Below are 18580 nucleotides of genomic sequence, written 5' to 3'. Positions count from 1 at the left end.
TTGTACGAGACGCTGATCTGATTGCACCAGGTATTACCGCACACTCCGTCATTGCGAGCGCAGCGAAGCAATCCAGAGTGTTTCCGCGGAGGCAGTCTGGATTGCTTCGTCGCAAGAGCTCCTCGCAATGACGGTGGAGAGGGCGGTGCTCCATGCCGCTACTTCACCTGTGGACAGTGGCTGTTGATTGTCTCAGTTGCTGCCACACACTCCGTCATTGCGAGCACAGCGAAGCAATCCAGAGTCTTTCCTCGGAGGCAGTCTGGATTGCTTCGTCGCAGGGGCTCCTCGCAACGACGATGTGCGAGCCGAGCGGCTACGACAACCTCATATCCAGCAGCCGCCGCCCTTCGCCCTTCAGCAGCTTCTTCACCGCGCTCGAGGCCACGACCTCGCCGTCATTGGCGTAGGCTTCGTGGTTCTTCTCGATGTCGTCGAGGCGGTAGAGGTAGTTGACCATCACGCCGGCGGACTCCCGCACGCCCTTTGGCGAGAGGTCGCCGAGCCAGTTGATGCGCTCGAGGCGAGCGCCGTTGCCGAGATGGAAGCGCGCGACGGAGTCGATCAGCTTGCCCTTCGGCGTGCGCGCCTTGAGGAAGTAGTGCGCCGCGAGCGGCTCGATCACGCCGCGCAGCAGCGTCGTCGTCTCGGGGTTCTCGAACCATTTGGGATCGTCGAGGCGCTTCAGCACTTCGCGGTCCTCGTCCGACAGCGGCAAATCCTTGTCCTGCTTCACCCATTGCATGAAGCCGGGCACCGGCGACAGCGTCACGAAATTGTCGAGCTTGGGCAATTCGCGGCGCAGCTCCTCGACCACCTGCTTGATCAGGAAGCTGCCGAAGGAGATGCCGCCCAGCCCACGCTGGGTGTTGGAGATCGAGTAGAACACGGCGGTGCGCGCGCGCTCGATCGGCAGGTGCTGGCGATCGACGGTGAGCAGCGGCGCGATCGCGCCGGGAATGGTCTCGGTCAGCGCCACCTCGACGAAGATCAGGGGCTCGTCGACCATCGCGGGATGGAAGAAGGCGTAGCAGCGGCGGTCGACCGGATCGAGGCGGCGGCGCAGATCGTCCCAATCGCTGATCTCGTGCACGGCTTCGTAGCGGATGATCTTTTCGAGGATGTTGGCCGGGGTCGACCAGTCGATCCTGCGCAGCACGAGAAACCCCCTGTTGAACCACGAAGAGAGAAGATGCGAGACGTCGCGATCGAGCGCGGCGAGATCGGTGTGCCCGTTCATCAAGCCGAGCAGGTCGGCGCGCATGTTGACGAGATCGCCGGTGCCGCCCGGCGCGCGGTTGAGGCGGCGGATCAGCTCCTGCCGGCGCGGCTCGGAGGCGAAGTGCAGGGCGCTGGCATCCTCGTCGGCCGGCTTGGCACGCCATGTCTCGATCGCCTTCGACACGCGTTCCCGATCCGGACCGAAATCGCGCACCAGTGCTTCGAAGAAGGCGCGACGTCCCGTCGCATCCAACTCCTGGTAGATGTCGAGCACCTCACGCGCCATGGCGGTGCCCGAAGCTTCGCCCCGGCCCGACAGCAGCGCGCCGCAGAGCTCGATGAGCCCATCGGCGTCCTGCTTGGTGTCAGCAGAATCCCCGCGGCGAAGCAGCGTGCGGCCGCGCTCGGAGATGGTGGTGAGCAGGTCGGAGAAGAAGGCGTTGGCCATCGGGGCTTTCGTATCAGGTTTGTGCGGTGCGGGAATCTTACACGGATTTTGGGCGGAAGCCGATCACAATCAAGCGCAAGAATTTGGCAACTTTAGCTGGGGCGATGCGCCCCAAGACGCGCTGTCATGCCCCGGCTTGTCCGGGGCATCCAGTACGCCGCGGCTTTTCGGTTCTAGCCGCGCCGTCCCGGAGTACTGGATCGCCCGGTCAAGCCGGGCGACGACACCGAGTGTGTGGCAAACTCCGTCGGGGTGCGCCCCGTTACCTGACGGAACGCCGCCGAAAACGCCGGCACGCTGGCATAGCCGAGCTGGGTCGCGAGCTGCTTCACGGACACATTGGCATCCGTCGACAGCCGCTGGATCGCCGCGGCGATTCGCGCGCGCTGGCACCAGCTCTTGAAGCTCAGCTGCGTCTCTGTCGAAAACAGCCGCGACAGCGTGCGCGCGGAGGTTCCGACCTCGCGCGCCAGCGTGTCGATGTCGTGCGCCCCGGTGGGATCGTCGAGCACGATCATGGCCGCGCGCCGGCAGCGCGGCTCGTGCGGCAGCGGCACGAAGGTCGCGGAATCCTCGGCCTGGACCAATTCCAGCATCACCAGGCGAACCAGCAGCCCGGTCCGCTCCTCGGTATTGCGCGCGTCGAACAGCGCGAGGATGGCCTGATTCAGCAGCGGCGACACCCGCACCACGAATTCCCTGGTCAGGCCCTCGAGGCGCTGCTCGCGCTTCAGCCAGGCGAGGTCGAAATAGAGCGTGCGCATCTCGATGTCGGCGAGCAGATCGATGGCGTGCTGGAGCCCGGCCGGCACCCAGACCGCGCGGTCCGGCGGCACCAGCCAGCGTCCCCCGGGGGTCGTCACCTGCATGGTGCCCCTGGCGGCATAGATCAGCTGCGCCTCGCGGTGCAAATGGGGATCGATCCGCATGCCCTTGGGGTAGTCGCGCGCGACCAGATGCACGCCCGCGGGCGAGCGATGGTTGCTCCGGACCGCCCGGAGGATTGGCGTTTCCAAGACAGTCATTGGCAGCATCCCGTCATGGGTCCGACATATAACTCATTTTCGAGCAGGAGAGGATTCCCATGAACAGCCCCAGCCGGGTGATCAGTTTCGTCAACGCGGGCCATTTCATCGACCATTACGCGATGCTGATTTTCGCCGCCGCGGTGATCATCATGGGGCCCGCGCTCGGCATGGCCTATTCGGAACTCTTGCCTTATGCGACGCCCGGCTTCGTCGCCTTCGGCGCGGGCTCGCTGCTCACCGGCTGGCTCGGCGACCGCTGGAGCCGCCGCCACATGATGCTGATCTTCTTCATCGGCATCGGCGCCTCCATGATCTCGGTCGGCTTCGTGCAGACCCCGGCGCAGCTCGGCGCGGCGCTGTTCGCGATCGGCATTTTCGCCTCGATCTATCATCCCGTCGGCACCGCGATGATCGTGTCTTATGCGGACAAGCTCGGCCGCGAGATGGGGTTGAACGGCGTCTGGGGCAATCTCGGCGTCGCTTCGTCGGCACTGGTCACCGGCGTGATCGGCCAATATCTCGGCTGGCGTTTCGCCTTCATCGTCCCGGGCATTGTCACCATCCTGATCGGCATCGCCTTCGCGATGATGGTCGTGCACGAGGACCGCAAGGGCTCGAAGCAGGCGGCGGCGCAGGCGCGCGTCGCCAAGCAGGACATGTGGCGCGTGATCCTGTCGCTGCTGATCGTGGTGATCGCGATTTCCACCACGTTCAATGCCGTCACCGTCGCGCTGCCAAAGCTGTTTGCGGAGCGGCTTGCCGATCTCACCAAAAGCCCGGCGCTGCTTGGCGTCATCGCCGCCTGCGTGTATGTGTTCGGCGCGATGACGCAGTACACGATCGGCCGGCTGCTCGACCGCTATTCGCTGAAGACGGTGGCGCTGCCGCTGTCCTTCATGCTGGCGCCGTTCCTGTATCTGGCCGCGAGCCTGTCCAATGTGCCGCTGATCCTGGTCTCGATCGGCATCGTCATGGGCGCGTTCGGGCAGGTCACGGTCAACGACGCCATGGTCGGCAAGTACACCAGCGAGGAATGGCGCTCACGGGCCTATGCGGTGCGCTATTTCATCGGCTTCACCGCCGCCGGCGCCTCGGTCGGCCTGGTTGCCTGGCTCTACGAGCAGGGCGGCTTCGTCACCATGCTGCATGCCTTCGCCGCACTCTGCCTGCTCGCGATCGCAGCGGCGATCATTCTCCCGCGCGAGATCAGGACACCGCAGGCGGTTTGAGAGGAGTGCTCTCGTGTCCCGGACGCGCTGCAGCGTGCAACGCTGCTGCGCAGAGCCGGGACCCAGAGCTGCGAATTCCCGTACCGCATGGGCCCCGGCTCTGCAGCGCACCGCCGAAGAGGCGCTGCGCTGCGTCCGGGGCACAAGCGCGGCGTGACATCAGCACTCTTTCCACTCGTCATTGCGAGCGCAGCGAAGCAATCCAGAATCCTTCCGCGGCGGCAGTCTGGATTGCTTCGCTGCGCTCGCAATGACGGGGAGGTCGCGGCAGGTCACCGCATGCCGCCCGATGATGCCATTATGCCGGTGTTTTGCCCGACGGAGCAAGTAGCTTCGGCAAAGGCGAAATTTTCTCCAGCCTTTTCAACCTCATCTCTACTGTGCATGGGGTTGTTTTCGCGTTTTTTGTTATTGCCTCCCTGACCTGCTGCAAGCGCCGGGAACCCGCTCCACCTCCCGCGGGTTCTATCCCTGTCGTCCCGGCTCCTTGCCGGGGCAGATGAAGGGGGAAGACACCTGCATGCAGTGGAGCCTGCTCCGACCGGTCGGCCTTGTCGCCGCGGCGCTTGTCCTCACCACCATTGCGGCCAGTGCCGAGGGCGGCAAATCGGCCGGTCCCTCGGAATTCATCCTGGTGACGCAGATCGTGCTGTTGATCGCGGTCGGCCGCGGTCTCGGCGAGATCATGCAGCGCATCGGCCAGCCCTCGGTGATCGGCGAATTGCTCGCCGGCATCCTGCTCGGGCCGTCGCTGTTCGGCTGGCTCTGGCCTGAAGCGCAGCACGCGATCTTCCCGAAGACACCCGAGCAGAAGGCGATGATCGACGGCATCGCGCAGTTCGGCATCCTGCTTCTGCTGCTTCTGACCGGCATGGAGACCGACCTGAAGCTGGTCAGGAAAGTCGGCAAGGCGGCGATCGCGATCTCGATCGCCGGCATTCTCGTGCCCTTCGCCTGCGGCTTTGCGCTCGGCGAGTTCCTGCCCGATGCGCTGTTGCCGAATCCGCAGGCCCGCCTGGTTGCGTCGCTGTTCATGGGCACGGCGCTGTCGATCTCCTCGGTGAAGATCGTCGCGGTGGTCGTGCGCGAGATGAACTTCATGCGCCGCAATGTCGGCCAGATCATCGTCGCCACCGCCGTCATCGACGACACCATCGGCTGGATCATCATCGCCGTCATCTTCAGCCTGGCCTCGCACGGCACGCTGGATATCGCCTCGGTGGCGAAAGCAGTGCTGGGCACGCTGGCCTTCCTCGCCATCAGTTTCACCATCGGCCGCAGACTGGTGTCTCAGCTGATCCGCTGGGCCAACGACAATCTCGTCAGCTCCGCGGCCGTCATCACGGTGATCCTGCTGCTGATGAGTGCGATGGCGCTGATCACGCATCTGATCGGCGTTCACACCGTGCTCGGTGCCTTCGTCGCCGGCATCCTGGTCGGGGAATCACCGATCCTGACGCGGCAGATCGACGAGCGCCTGCGCGGGTTGATATCCAGCTTCTTCATGCCGGTGTTCTTCGGTCTCGCCGGCTTGAGCGCCGACCTCACGGTGCTCCGAGATCCCAATCTGCTGATGCTCACCGGCCTGCTGGTCGTGATCGCCAGCGTCGGAAAGTTCGGTGGCGCCTTCGTCGGCGGAACCGTGGGCGGGCTCAACACAAGGGAGTCGCTGGCGCTCGCGAGCGGGATGAATGCGCGCGGCTCGACCGAGGTGATCATCGCGACCATCGGTCTTTCGATCGGCGTGCTCAGCCAGAACCTGTTCACGATGATCGTGACCATGGCGATCGTGACCACGATGGCAATGCCGCCGATGCTGCGCGCGGCGCTGGCGAAGCTGCCGATGACCAAGGAAGAGGAGGAACGCCTGGAGCGGGAAGAATTCGAGAAGCGCGGCTTCGTCGCCAATCTCGAACGTCCCTTGCTCGCGGTGGACGAGAGCGTCAACGCCACCTTCGCCGCCCACATTGCCGGCCTGATCGCCGGCATGCGCGGCCTGCCGATCACGGTGCTGCACGTCGGCAAGCGCGCCAAGGAGCGCGCCAAGGATCAGGAGAAGGGTCGCGATGAGGAGGAGAGCCCCGAAGCCGTGGTGAAGAAGGCCGCCGAGACCGTATCGGCCCATGGCGATGGCGACGCCGGCAGCGTCGATGTCGTCACGCGGGCAAGGCGTGCGGAACTCGGCGAGGCCATCGCCGACGAAGCGCGCAAGGGCTTCGATCTCCTGGTCATCGGCATCGACAAGGTCGCTGCTGCCAAGGATCGCTTCGATCGCAAGGTCGAGGACATCGCCGCGAAGTTCGAAGGGCCGCTCGCGATCGTGGCGGCCAAGGGCAAGCACCTGAAGCAGCCGGCGCCCGACGCGCTCAACATTCTCGTTCCGGTCTCCGGCAGCGGCGTCTCCAAGCGCGGCGCCGAGGTCGCGGTCGCGCTGGCGCAGGCGGGATCAGGCTCGCTCCGGGTGATCTATGTCGCGACGACGCGCGACAAGGGCGCGCAGCGCGGCGCCTCTCGTGGTCTGAGCCAGGAGGCCGGCATCCTGAAGGACGCCAGCGATCTCGCCGCCCGCTACGACGTCGACATCACCACGACCTTGCGCGCGAACCGGGCGCCCGAAGCGGCGATCCTGCGCGAGATTGAGACCACCGACGTCGATCTCGTGGTGATGGGCGTCGACCGCATCCAGGCCGATCACCTCTCCTTCGGCGGCGTCGCCGATGCCGTGCTCAGGCAGGCGAAGGTCTCGGTGCTCCTGATCTCGAGCGGCGAGGCGCGGCCGACTTCCACGCCGAAAGCCTAGGGCTTCGCCTCGGCCACGGCCACCGCCTTCGGCGTCTTCTTCGACGCACGCCAGTTCTCGAAGCGCTGCACCACCACGAAGAACGCCGGCACGAACAGCACCGCGAGGCAGGTCGAGGCCAGCATGCCCGAGAACACCGTGATGCCGATCGACTTGCGCGCGCTGGCGCCGGCGCCGGTCGCGATCACCAGCGGCACCACGCCGAGGATGAAGGCGAACGACGTCATCAGGATCGGGCGGAAGCGGGCGCGCGCAGCTTCAATCGCGGATTCCAGCACCGGCTTGCCGTCGCGGCCGTGCAGCTCGAGCCCGACCTCGACGATCAGGATGGCGTTCTTGGCCGACAGCGCGATCAAGAGGATCAGGCCGATCTGGCAATAGAGGTTGTTGTCGATCTTCAGGCCGTTGAGGATCAGCATGGGGCCGAGCAACGACAGCGGCACCGCCAGGATCACCGAGATCGGCGCGTACCAGCTCTCGTACTGGCCGGCGAGCACGAGATAGACCAGCAGCATGGCGAGCCCGAACACCCAGTAGATCTGGTTGGAGACGGCCTTCTCCTGATAGGACATCGCGGTCCATTCATAGCTAGTGCCCGGCGGCAGCGTCTTGTCCGCGATCTCCTCCATCAGCTTCAGCGACTGGCCGGAGGAGTAGCCCTGCGCCGGCAGGCCGATGACGGTCGAGGACGGATAGAGATTGTAGAGGCTGATCAGCGAGGGGCCGGTGGCCGGCGTGATCGTGGCGACGGTGCCGATCGGGATCATGTCGCCGTTCGAGTTGCGCACCATCATGTTGGCGATGTCGCGCTCGGTGACGCGGAAGGCGGGATCGGCTTGGGTGTAGACCTGGAACACGCGGCCGAACTTGTTGAACTGGTTGACATAGGACGAGCCGAGATAGGTCGAGAGCGCCGCGAACACCTGATCCGTCGTGACGTGCAGCGTCTGGGTCTTGATGCGGTCGATCTCGACGTTGAATTGCGGCACCGACGAGCGGAACGAGGACTGGACGCGCTGCAGAGCGCTCTGGCTCTGGCCGTTGCTGACCATCGCGCCCGTGATGGCCTGGAGCTTTGCGAAATCGCTGTTGCCGTCGCGCAGCTCGACCTGCATCGAGAAGCCGGCGGCGTTGCCGATGCCCTGGATCGGCGGCGGCGGCAGCACCAGGGTGCGCGCTTCCATGATGGCCGCGAGCTTGTCGTTCAGGCCGTAGACCAGTGAGCGCAGATCCTCGCCCGGTCCTTTGCGCGCGTCCCAGTCCTTCAGGATGATGTAGGCGACGCCGGCGTTGGCAAGGCTGGCGCTGTTGTCGAGCGCCGAAATGCCGGCGATGGTGATGACCTGCTGGACTCCAGGCGTGTCCTTGATGAGCTCGCTCGCCCTGTCGAGCACCTTCTGGGTCCGCTCCAGCGCGGCGCCGTCGGGCAGTTGCACGGCGGCGATCAGATAGCCCTGGTCCTCGATCGGCAGGAAGCCGGTCGGCACCCGGGACAGGCCGTAGCCGCCGATCCCGATCAGCACCAGCGCGAATGCGACCGACACCGTGGCGTGCCCGCACAGGAAGCCGATCAGCCTCGTGTAGCCGCGCTCGACGCGGTCATAGACGTTGTTGAAGCCGCGATAGAAGAAATTGCGTTTTTCGGGCGGCACGGTCGGCCGCAGCCAGAGTGCACATTGCGTCGGCTTCAGCGTCGCCGCGTTGATGGCGGACAATAGCGCGGTTGCCGCGATCACCAGTGCGAATTGCGAGTAGATCCGGCCCGTGAGGCCTGCGAGGAACGAGGCCGGCAGGAACACCGAGATCAGCACCAGCGTGATGCCGACGATCGGCGCGAACAGCTGGTCCATCGCCTTGATCGCGGCATCGTGGCCGTTCATGCCCTGCTCGATGTTGTGAGCCGCGCCTTCCACCACGACGATGGCGTCGTCGACGACGATGCCGATCGCGAGCACGATCGCGAACAGGGTCGACATGTTGATGGTGAAACCGAGCGCGGCCATGGCGGCGAAGGCGCCGATGATGGTGACCGGCACCGTAGTCGCCGGCACCAGCATCGCGCGCCAGTCCTGCAGGAACACCAGGATGACGACCAGCACCAGGAGGCCGGCCTCGATCAGCGTCATGTAGACCTCGTGCACCGAAGCCTGCACGAATTTGGTGGTGTCGAACGGCGTGTCGTACTTCATGCCCTGCGGGAAGGCCTTTGCAAGCTCCGCCATCTTCTTCTCGACGGCCTGCTCGACCTGGAGTGCATTGGCGCCGGGCGACTGGAACACGCCGATGCCGGTGGCCGGCTGCTTGTTCAGGGAGAAGATCTGGCTGTAGGTCTGCGCGCCGAGCTCGACCCAGCCGACGTCGCGCACCCGCGTGACGTCGCCGCTGGTGCCCGATTTGACGATGATGTTCTCGAACTCGGCGGTGTCGTCGAGCCTGCCGTTGACGTTGAGTGTATATTGAAACGCCTGTCCCGACGGTGTCGGCGGTGCGCCGACCTGGCCGGCGGAGACCTGCTGGCTCTGCTGCTGGATCGCCTGGATGACGTCCTGCGGCACCAGGCCACGGACCTGCAGCTTGTTCGGATCGAGCCACACCCGCATCGAATACTGACCGGCGCCGAACACGGTGACGTTGCCGACGCCGGGCAGACGCGAGAGTTCGTCGCGGAGGTTGATGGTGGCGTAGTTGCTCAGATAAAGGCTGTCGAATGTCTTGTCGGGCGAGGTCAGCGTCACGAACAGCAGGATCGACGTCGACCGCTTCTGCACGGTGACGCCCTGGTTCTGCACCGACTGGGGCAGTTGCGACAGCGCGCTGGAGACGCGGTTCTGCACCAGCACCTGCGCGAAGTTGAGGTCGGTGCCGATCTTGAATGTCACGGTCAGCGTGTAGGTGCCGTCGGAGCCGCTGTAGGACTGCATGTAGAGCATGTCCTCGACGCCGTTGACTTGTTGTTCTATCGGCAAGGCAACCGTGTCGATCACGGTCTTGGCGCTGGCGCCGGGATAGCGCGTCGTGACCTGCACCGTCGGCGGCACCACATCGGGATATTGTGCGATCGCGAGGTTGAACAGCGCGACGCCGCCGATCAGGATCATCAGCAGCGCGATGACGTTCGAGAGGACCGGCCGCTCGATGAAGAATTTTGAGATCATGGCCGGCGGCTCCTATTTGCAGATCTTACTTCGCCGACGCCTGCGGCTGCTCGATCTTCGTCACCTGCGGGTCGATCTTCTGGCCCGGAATCACCCGCAGCAGCCCTGCGATCACCACGCGGTCGTCCGGCTTCAGACCGCTTTCGATCACGCGCAGGCCGTTGTCGACGGGACCGATCTGCACCTTGCGCTGCTCGACAACGTTGTCGCCGTTGACGACGAGGAGATAGCGGCCGCCCTGGTCGCTGCCGAGCGCGGTGTCGGGCACGAGCAGGGCGTCCTTCTCCTGGGTGAAGGGCACGCGGACGCGGACGAAATAGCCGGGCAGCAGCAGCCGCTTGTCGTTGGGCACGAGGCCGCGCACCGCGAGCGTGCCGGTCGATTGGTTGATGGTCGGCGCGACGTAGTCGAGCTTGCCCTCATGCGGATAGCCGGCCTCGGTCTGCAGGCCTATTTGAATCGGAAATTGCTTCATGTCGGCGGCGGTCAGCCCCCGGCGGGCGGCCTCGGCACGGATGCGCAGCACGTCCTGCTCGTTGACGGTGAAGTTCACATAGATCGGGTCCATCGCGACGATGGAGGCGAGTTGAGTCGGGGAGGAGACCCCGACGAGCTCGCCGACCGAGACCATGTGTGCGCTGACGATGCCGTCGAAAGGCGCGGTCACGTTGGTGTAGCCGTAGTTCACCTGGGCGAGCTTGGTGTTGGCCTGGGCCTGCAGGAGATTGGCCTGCGCGTTGTCGCGCGTCGATGTCGAGGTATCGAGCGTGGCCTGCGAGACGGCCTGGCGCTGCACCAGCTCAGCCTGCCGCTTGTAGTCGGCTTCCGCCTGCCGGAGCGAGGCTTGCGCGCCGGCCTCGGCCGCCTGCGCCTGCTCGAGCTTGAGCTTGTAGGTCTCGGGCTCGATCGTGAACAGCTGAGTGCCCTGCTTGACGAAGGCGCCGTCCTGGTAGTCGATCGATTGCAGGAATCCCTGCACGCGCGCGACGAGATCGACATTCTTGATCGGCGCGGTGTTGCCGGTGGCCTCGACATAGCGGGTCACCGGGCGCTGCACCGGCGCGGCGACATCCACCTTGGGCGGCGGCGGGGCGACGAAGGTGTTCTTGTCCTCGCAGCCGGCGAGCGCGGCCACGGCCATCGCGGCAGCCAGTGCCCGCCCGACATGTCTCCACGCTCCGTTGCGCCGTGCGGGAGATGCGGGATTCGCGCAGGTCATTCGGTGGCCCCCGGTTGCTGTCTGTCGGGGCGGGAGGCTATCAATAAATGCCCGGCCGTGGAACACCATAGCCATGGCAGTCATCGGCCTTGCACTGCGAACCGCGCTGTGGCCTTTGGCAGTTTTGCCATCACTAACCGCTTTTCATCGCGCGCACGATCGGCCAGAGTTATGTCAAAGGCCGCGCGACGGCGCGCGAAGCGGTCGGAAGTACAAGAGAAGAATAAAAGAAGAAAAGGTCAGGAGATCATGACATGCCCACGCCCCTCAAGTCGGTCCTTAAGTCTGTCCTTGCTGGCATTGTTCTCGCAGCGGCGGTTGCCATGCCCGCGCTAGCCGATGGTCTGAAGGAGGACATCGCGCCGACCGGCAAGCTGCGGGTCGCAATCGCGATCAGCCCGGCGGGCGGCGCGTTCTGGTCCACCAAGACCGAAGCCGGCTATGCCGGCGTGCCGGTCGATCTCGGCAGGGAGATGGCCGCCCAGCTTGGCGTGCCCGTCGAATATGTCGTGCACCAGAATTCCGGCCAGATTACCGATGCGGCGTCGAAGGGGACTCTTGAAAAAGGTGCTTGGGACGTCACCTGGCTGCCCAAGGACCCCGAGCGCGAGAGCAAGATGATGTTCGGCCCGATCTACGAGGTCGCGGACGCCACCTACATCGTCAAATCAGGCTCGAACATCACCAGTTTCGCCACGCTCGACCAGGCGGGCATCAAGGTCGCGGCCGTCAACGCCACGACCACGATGCGCGGCGCGGTCGCGCACCTGAAGAACGCGAAAGTCACGGGCTACCAGACCTATGACGAGATATTCGGCCTCCTCAGCAACGGCGAGATCGACGCCTTCGCGCTGTCGCGCGACCAGCTCAACAAGATGGCGCAGAAGATTCCAGGTACAAAGGTGCTGGACGAGACGTTCAAGAAGACGGTCACCGCCGTTGCCGTCCCGCTCGGCCACAGCCAGGCTCTGGCGTTCGTGACCAAATACATGACGGAAGCGACGACCAACGGCACGCTGCGCAAGGCCTATGACAATAACGGCCTGAAGGACTCGCCCATCCGCACCGAATAGGACGGGCCAGTGCGATCGGTTATGAACAGCTGGGAGGCTGCCGAACGTGCTCGGCCTGCATGGTTCGAGACGCCCGCCTTGGCGGGCTCCTCACCATGAGGGTTTGATTTCCCGCCGCAAAACGCGACCTCATCCTGGCCCGCCGCAGGCGGGCGTCTCGAAGGATGGGCTGCAGGTGAGCTTGCAGACGTCACGGCTCCGCGGTGCGAATGCCCGAGGGGCTCACCCGCGTGCCGTGCGGCGAGCAACCAGCCCGTCAGCGCGGCTTGATCTCCGCATACTTCGCCATCGCCTTCTCGAATTTCCGCTTGAACAGCCACATCGCGGCGAGGATCTCGCGGAAGCTTGCCGAGGTGCGCGCCCGGTCGGCCTGTCCGAATGCGAAGATGCTGTTGTTGCGCAGGTGCTTCATGATCGTCGGACTGGACACCCTGTAGTTCAGGAGATCGCCGGACTTGAGCGCCGACCGCGTCGGCGTGGGAACGATCTGGATCAGCTCGAACAGCTTCATCTGGTCGATCGGGTCGGGCAGCGTCTTCACGATTCCCGGGATCTCCCGGAAAACATCCGCATGCGCGTTCATCAGGCCGTCGCGCACGTTGGTCCAGTGATTGAAGCGATGATCGGTGCCGCGGGCGCGCGCCTCCTCCTTGTCGTCGCGCGCGCTCAGTTCGGGATCGCTTGCGGCAATCTCGCCCTTGATGGCCTCCCATTTCCTGCGGCCGTTGCGGTCCTCGGACGGGCCGGTCTGGAAGCTGCCCATATAGGTGTTCGAGCGCCCGTTGCGGACGTTCTGCTTGCCGTTGGTCTCGGCGAAGAACAGCCCGAGGCTGATCCGGCCTGCCGCTTCGGCGTGAGCCGGCGCAAGTCCCTTGGCGCGCGCGATCGCGGCCGCCAGGTCGACGACGTCCTTGAACGGCGTCGCCGAGTTCTGCGCCCCCGCGGGCGGCGCTTCCATGATGTCGAACAGCTTTGAATATTCGTCGATCAGCGGCTCGATGTCGGCATCGAAATAGGCCGGTGGTATCTCGAACTTGTTCGGCCTGCCGATCCGGGACGGCATGGCGTCGGTGAGATCCTTGTAAGCACTGATCACGGCGACGCGTGCCAGATACAGCGCCTGGCCCGGCAGGTTCGGCAGCGGCTGCTTGGCGTCGATCTGCTTGCGCCGCTCGGCGAGGATGGATTTGAAATCGCCGAGCGCGCGCTGGTAGGTGGCCAGTGCTTCCGACTGTTTCGCCGTCAGCGTTTGCGCCTGGCTTACGGCGAACGTCGTAACGATCAGCCCAAGCGCCGCGATGATTGCGAGGAGTTGACGTCGTGCAGGCATGGCCGGTTCCCCCAACGAATCGTCGGTCAGGGGATCGTAGCCTAGTCGTTGGCTTCGGGCGGCAGGAAGTCGACCTCGTGCAGCGCCGAGATGCGCACGACCTCGGCGGGATCGGCCAGATTGTGGAGCTGGTTGAACAGCGCCTCCAGCTTCTGCATCGGTGAGACCCAGAACAGCGCGCGGGCCGGTTTGTCGGACTTGTTGAAATAGCCGTGCGGGATGCCGCGCGGCAGGCGCACGAGGTCGCCGGCATGGGCCTTGACCCATTGGCCGTCGAGCTTGAGGTCGAGCGTGCCTTCCTGCACCAGGATGAATTCGTCCTGGGTCGGATGGATGTGCACCGGCACGAACTGGCCCGGCTCGCTGTTGGTTTCAAATGCGAAGGTGGATTCGGTGACGGCCTTGGGGAAATAGACCTGGCCCAGGATATTCCAGGTCTTGCCGCCATAGCCCGTGCCGTTTGCGGTAATGCCTTTTTCGAGTGACGTCATGGCTCGCCTCCAATGGATTTGGCTGGGGTGAGTTTTGCGCAGGTATCGCGCGCTGTCCATCCGTTCGACTGCACTAACGCCGGTCGCGATCGGCCGCCTGCCTGCGCAGAAAGCCTTCGACATCGGCCTGCACCGAATAGGGCGTCGGGATCGGATCGCCAGCCGCGTCGACGGCGGTGTCGAGAGAGCGGCGCAGCATGCGCGCGAGCTCGGCCTTGCGGTAGGGTTTTGTCAAAAGCGGCGCGCCCATGGTGGCATGTCCCGGCCCATGCGGGGCATCGTAGGCGTAGCCCGATGTGAACAAGACACGCAACGCGGGGCGCGCAGCCACCATCTCGTCAGCGAGCTCCCGTCCATTCAAGGCGCCGGCCATCACGATGTCGGTGAAAAGCAGGTCGAACCGCGTGCCCTCGGCCGCGATGGCGAGCGCCTCGGCCGCGTTGGCGGCCGGGATGACCTTGTAGCCGAGGCTTTCGAGCTGGACCGTGACGTACTGGCGGACGTCGCGGTCGTCCTCGACGCAAAGGATGGTTTCCGTCCCGCCGACGACCTTGCGCTCGTCATAACCGGTCGGGCGAAGCGTGCTCGCCTCCGCCTTCGGCAGGTAGATCGTGAAAGTCGTGCCGCGTCCTACTTCGGAAGCGACCTTGATGCCGCCGCCGGACTGCTTGATGAATCCGAACACCATGCTGAGCCCGAGCCCCGTGCCCTTGCCGACGTCCTTGGTCGAGAAGAAAGGATCGAAGATCCGCTCCACGATGGCCTGCGGAATGCCGGTGCCGGTGTCGGCGATCTCGATCTCGACATAGTCGCCGGCATAGCCGGCCCCGACCGCCACGGCCTCGCGGACGCCGAACACGACGTTGCGCGTCGTCAGCGTCAGTCTGCCGCCATCGAGCATCGCGTCGCGGGCGTTGATCGCGAGGTTGAGAAGCGCCGAGCTCAATTGGCCGCGATCGACGAGGGCGAGCCAGATGTTGCCGTCGAGCCGGGTCACGATCTCGATCTTCTTGTCGAAGGTCGCCAGCAGCAGCTTTGCGAGCTCTTCAAGGAGTTCGTTGATGTCGCTCTCGGCCGGCTTGAGCGCCTGCTTGCGGGCAAAGGACAACAGGCTCGCCGTCAGCGCGGCACCGCGGTCGGCGGCGTCGCTGATCAGCTTGGTGATGGTCGCGAGCGGCGGATTGTCCTTCACGGCGTCGGCGAGGATCTCGATCGTGCCGGTGATCACGGTGAGCATGTTGTTGAATTCGTGCGCGATGCCGCCGGTGAGCTGGCCGACCGCCTCCATCTTCTGGGCCTGGATCAGCTGCTCCTCGGCGGCGCGCTTCTGGGTGACGTCCTTGACGAAATTGTTGATGAGGGTGCGCCCCCCGAGGTGGAGCGCCGTGCTGGACGCCTCGATCAGGATCTCGTCGCCGTTCCGGTGCAGCAGGGTCGCTTCGAACCGGATGCCGATCGGAGTATCCGACAGTTCCGGCAGCAGCCGCATCATGCGTTGCCTGAAGCCGTCGCGCAGCGGCTCGGCGATGAGGAGGTTGACGACGTCGGTGCCGAGCGCCTCCTTGCGCGTCCATCCGGTCAGGGCCTCGGCCTGAACGCTCCACTCCAGAACGATGCCGTTCTGGTCGGTCTGAACGAAGGCATCGAGCGCGGTCTTGATGACGGCTTGCGTCATCTGTGCGCTGGCCTGCGCCTGCTCGGTCAGTTGCGCGGCGGCACGTTTGTCCCGCGCTGTTTCGATCGCGCGCGTGCACAGACGTGCGAGCAGGACCGCAATGGCGCCGCTGGCCAGCAGGGCGACGATCTGGGCAATGCCGAATCCGGTTCCGGTCGCGGCATAGGAGACGAGGAGCGCCGCCGCAGTCACGATGACCTGCACCGCCATCGCGAGTGTCAGAAGCGCCCTGAGTTTCATGGTCTCATACCAACGCGTCAGTCGCGGGCCCTCGTGTCCGCCCTGTCAATGACAGGCTCTAGGTGAGCTACCGATTCCGCGCGGCGGCGTCGAGGGGCAATTTGCGGTGGTGCGGGGGTGTTGGCGCTTCAACCTGCCGGCGAATCGGTCTGGCGCAGCGTCGTCACCCAGATCACGCGCGCCGTCTGCTGGGTCGGGTTGTCGAACATGTGCGGCACGATGCTCGGAAAGCGAAAGCTGTCGCCGGCCTCGAGCAGATGGGCCTGGTTGTCGAGCCACAGCCGCAGGCTGCCGGAGAGGATATAGCCCGCCTTCTCGCCGGTGTGCTGCAGGAAGTCGGTGCCGGACGAGGCGCCGGGGTTGAGCGTGAGCTCGTAGAGTTCGAGCTGGCCTTTGTCCGCCGGCGTCAGCGCCTCCTTGACGACGCCGCTGGCGGTGAGCCGCAGCAGGCGCCGGCTGTTCTTGCGCACGATGTAGCGCTGCACGTCGGCGGGATCGGTGGTCTCGAAGAAATAGGAGATGGGAACGTCGAGCGCGATGCTGAGCAGGCGCAGCGTGCGGATCGACGGCATGGCGCGCGCGCGTTCGAGTTGGCTGATCATGCCGTTGGAGAGGCCGGTCTTGCTGGCGACGTCCTGGATCGACAGGCCGGCACGCTGGCGCAGCAGCCGCACGGTCTCGCCGAGGCGCTGGTCGACCGCATCGTCAGCCTCGATCGCCGGGGCATCCTTCGGAATGTTGGTCTCGCCGCGACCATCCATGTCGCTCTCCCATGCATCATCTCAGCCCCGGACAACGACGGTCCGGGACTTCAGTCGGAGTGAAAAGGTCGCGCATCCTAGCAATCCGATTGACAGCTGTATTTAGTCGTGATGAACTTTTGATAGAAAAATTTAGAAGCACTAAAGCCCACTCCTGTCCCTTTGCCGGGGTCTCGGGGCGCGGGAGACGGTGCCGCGTGCGAAAACGGAGAGTGGTCATGGCGGACGACACCGGGAAGTTCGGCGTTGGGGCACTGCATCTCGGCATTCCGAATCGCCGTCAGCTCTTCCAGCTCGGCGCAGGCGCCGCGGCGGGATGGACCCTTTCAGGCAACGCATTTGCGCGGACCGAACGCCCGACCAATCCGCCGGACAAGCCGCGCGGGCAGGTGATCGCGGCGCTGTCGCAGGAGCCGACGGTCTTTCATCCCCTGATGCCGGGCATCGAGGTCGATCAGGGCATCTGGTGGCAGGTGTTCTCGCCGCTCTGGTTCATCGATCCCGACGGCAAGTTCGTTCCCGACCTCGCCCGCGAAGTCCCGACCATCGAGAATGGCGGCCTGTCGGCCGACGGCCTGACCTGGAAGATCAAGCTCCGCAGCGACGTGAAGTGGCATGACGGCACGCCGTTCACGGCCGAGGACGTGAAGTTCTCGCTCGACCTGATCAACGATTCCAATTTCCGCGCCCGCAGCCGCGTCGGCCACAGCCTCGTCAAGGACATCAAGGTCGTCGCAGCGGACGAGATCCACTGGCGCATGGAAGCGCCTTATTCGCCCTACATGTCGATCCTGGGCTCGCTCACCTTCATCGTGCCCAAGCACATCCTGGAGAAGGTGTCCGATCCGAACGCCTCGCCCTTCCACAACGCGCCCGTCGGCACCGGGCCGTTCCGCTGGGGCGAGCGCGTGCCCGGCGACCACATTCAGCTGAATGCCCATACCGGCTATCACGGCAAGGGGCCGTACGTCGAACGCGTGGTGTTCAAGTACATTCCGGACCTCACCGTGCTCTACACCCAGTTCCGCACCGGGCAGGTCGATTACACCGGCCTGCAAGGCATTTTGCCGAACTTCGTGCAGGAGGCGAAGACGCTGAAGGGGCGCAAGATCTTCGTCTCCTCGACGTCGTCGGTGGAGCACATCGCGCCCAATCTGGAGTTTGGGCCGCTCGCCGACCGCACGGTGCGCGAAGCGCTGTATTTTGCCATCAACAAGCAGGCGATCATCGATGCACTCAACTACGGCCTGCCGACGCAGACCGAGAGTTTTGTGCCGCAGCAGGCCTGGTCGTTCCAGCAAGGTCTACCGCAACACAAATATGATCCCGCAAAAGCCAATGCACTGCTCGATGCCGCTGGTTGGGTCCGCGGCTCCGGCGGCGTGCGTGAAAAGGGCGGTGTGAAGCTCGAATTCACCAACTCGACGACCTCAGGCAATGCCGTGCGCGAGCAGACTCAGCAGCTCCTGATCCAGGATTGGCGCGCGATCGGTGCGGCGATGCGCGTCAACAACATGCCCGCCGCGGTGATCTGGGGTGACTTCTGGCAGCAATCGAAGTTCAATTCGGTGATCGTGGGCGTGAACTTCATGCTGGGCAGCGACCCCGATGTGACGCCGCGCTTCGGCTCCGGCGCGATTCCAGCCCAGGGCGGCCGCGGCTACAATACCTATCAGTACAAGAGCCCTGAGGCAGACCGGCTGCTTGCCGAAGGCGCCAAGCAGTTCGATCTCGCGCAGCGCAAGGCCACCTATGGCGATCTGCAAAAGCTCGTCCGCAACGACCTCGCCATCCTGCCGCTGTTCCAGGGCTTCATCGCCGAAGGCGTGAAGGAAGGGCTGCAAGGCTTCCGTCCCAACATCAACATGTCGATCAACTGCTGGAACATCCGCGAATGGTACTGGGCCTGA

Annotated in this window: 12 protein-coding genes; 4 read left to right on the top strand and 8 right to left on the bottom strand. The window is 64.8% G+C overall.

Going from position 1 to position 18580, the window contains the following annotated elements; all coding sequences use genetic code 11:
* Nucleotides 1–316: 316 nt before the first annotated feature.
* Nucleotides 317–1669, bottom strand: a complete 1353-nt coding sequence (locus JQ591_RS34825; RefSeq protein WP_211400473.1) for a malonyl-CoA decarboxylase — start codon at nt 1667–1669, stop codon at nt 317–319.
* A 173-nt stretch (nt 1670–1842) separates the two neighbouring features.
* Nucleotides 1843–2694, bottom strand: a complete 852-nt coding sequence (locus JQ591_RS34820) for an AraC family transcriptional regulator (RefSeq protein ID WP_211400472.1) — start codon at nt 2692–2694, stop codon at nt 1843–1845.
* A 59-nt stretch (nt 2695–2753) separates the two neighbouring features.
* Between JQ591_RS34820 and JQ591_RS34815 the strand changes: the two genes are divergently transcribed.
* Both JQ591_RS34815 and JQ591_RS34810 read left to right on the top strand, forming a co-directional pair.
* A complete protein-coding gene (locus tag JQ591_RS34815) occupies nt 2754–3926 on the top strand; it encodes an MFS transporter (RefSeq protein ID WP_211400471.1) in 1173 nt (390 codons plus the stop codon).
* A gap of 520 nt (nt 3927–4446) precedes the next feature.
* Nucleotides 4447–6726, top strand: coding sequence for a cation:proton antiporter domain-containing protein (locus tag JQ591_RS34810; RefSeq protein WP_211400475.1), 2280 nt, complete (start codon nt 4447–4449; stop codon nt 6724–6726).
* Here the strand turns inward: JQ591_RS34810 and JQ591_RS34805 are convergent.
* Both JQ591_RS34805 and JQ591_RS34800 read right to left on the bottom strand, forming a co-directional pair.
* A complete protein-coding gene (locus JQ591_RS34805; RefSeq protein WP_211400470.1) occupies nt 6723–9881 on the bottom strand; it encodes an efflux RND transporter permease subunit in 3159 nt (1052 codons plus the stop codon). The genes JQ591_RS34810 and JQ591_RS34805 overlap by 4 nt on opposite strands.
* A 25-nt stretch (nt 9882–9906) precedes the next feature.
* Nucleotides 9907–11100, bottom strand: coding sequence for an efflux RND transporter periplasmic adaptor subunit (locus JQ591_RS34800; RefSeq protein ID WP_211400469.1), 1194 nt, complete (start codon nt 11098–11100; stop codon nt 9907–9909).
* Nucleotides 11101–11354: 254 nt separating this feature from the next.
* On the opposite strand from JQ591_RS34800, the gene JQ591_RS34795 reads away from it, so the two are divergent.
* The gene (locus tag JQ591_RS34795; RefSeq protein ID WP_211400468.1) at nt 11355–12173 is read left to right on the top strand and encodes an ABC transporter substrate-binding protein; all 819 of its coding nucleotides are present in this window, start codon (nt 11355–11357) and stop codon (nt 12171–12173) included.
* 256 nt (nt 12174–12429) lie between these two features.
* On the opposite strand, the gene JQ591_RS34790 is transcribed toward JQ591_RS34795, so the two are convergent.
* The 4 genes from JQ591_RS34790 to JQ591_RS34775 form a co-directional block, all read right to left on the bottom strand.
* Complete coding sequence (locus JQ591_RS34790; protein WP_211400467.1) at nt 12430–13503, bottom strand: hypothetical protein; 1074 nt, start codon at nt 13501–13503, stop codon at nt 12430–12432.
* 41 nt (nt 13504–13544) lie between these two features.
* Nucleotides 13545–13994, bottom strand: a complete 450-nt coding sequence (locus JQ591_RS34785; RefSeq protein WP_211400466.1) for a cupin domain-containing protein — start codon at nt 13992–13994, stop codon at nt 13545–13547.
* 73 nt (nt 13995–14067) lie between these two features.
* A complete protein-coding gene (locus tag JQ591_RS34780) occupies nt 14068–15909 on the bottom strand; it encodes an ATP-binding protein (RefSeq protein ID WP_211400465.1) in 1842 nt (613 codons plus the stop codon).
* Nucleotides 15910–16037: 128 nt separating this feature from the next.
* Nucleotides 16038–16670 carry a cupin domain-containing protein gene (locus JQ591_RS34775; protein ID WP_211400464.1) on the bottom strand — a complete coding sequence of 211 codons (633 nt, stop codon included), beginning with the start codon at nt 16668–16670 and terminating at the stop codon, nt 16038–16040.
* A 218-nt stretch (nt 16671–16888) separates the two neighbouring features.
* On the opposite strand from JQ591_RS34775, the gene JQ591_RS34770 reads away from it, so the two are divergent.
* Nucleotides 16889–18580, top strand: a complete 1692-nt coding sequence (locus tag JQ591_RS34770) for a peptide ABC transporter substrate-binding protein (protein WP_211400463.1) — start codon at nt 16889–16891, stop codon at nt 18578–18580.

Source organism: Bradyrhizobium canariense (assembly GCF_018130465.1).
GTDB classification, from domain to species: domain Bacteria; phylum Pseudomonadota; class Alphaproteobacteria; order Rhizobiales; family Xanthobacteraceae; genus Bradyrhizobium; species Bradyrhizobium canariense_C.
Note: the sequence above shows the minus strand (reverse complement) of the source record. Positions and strands in the feature narration are given on the sequence as shown.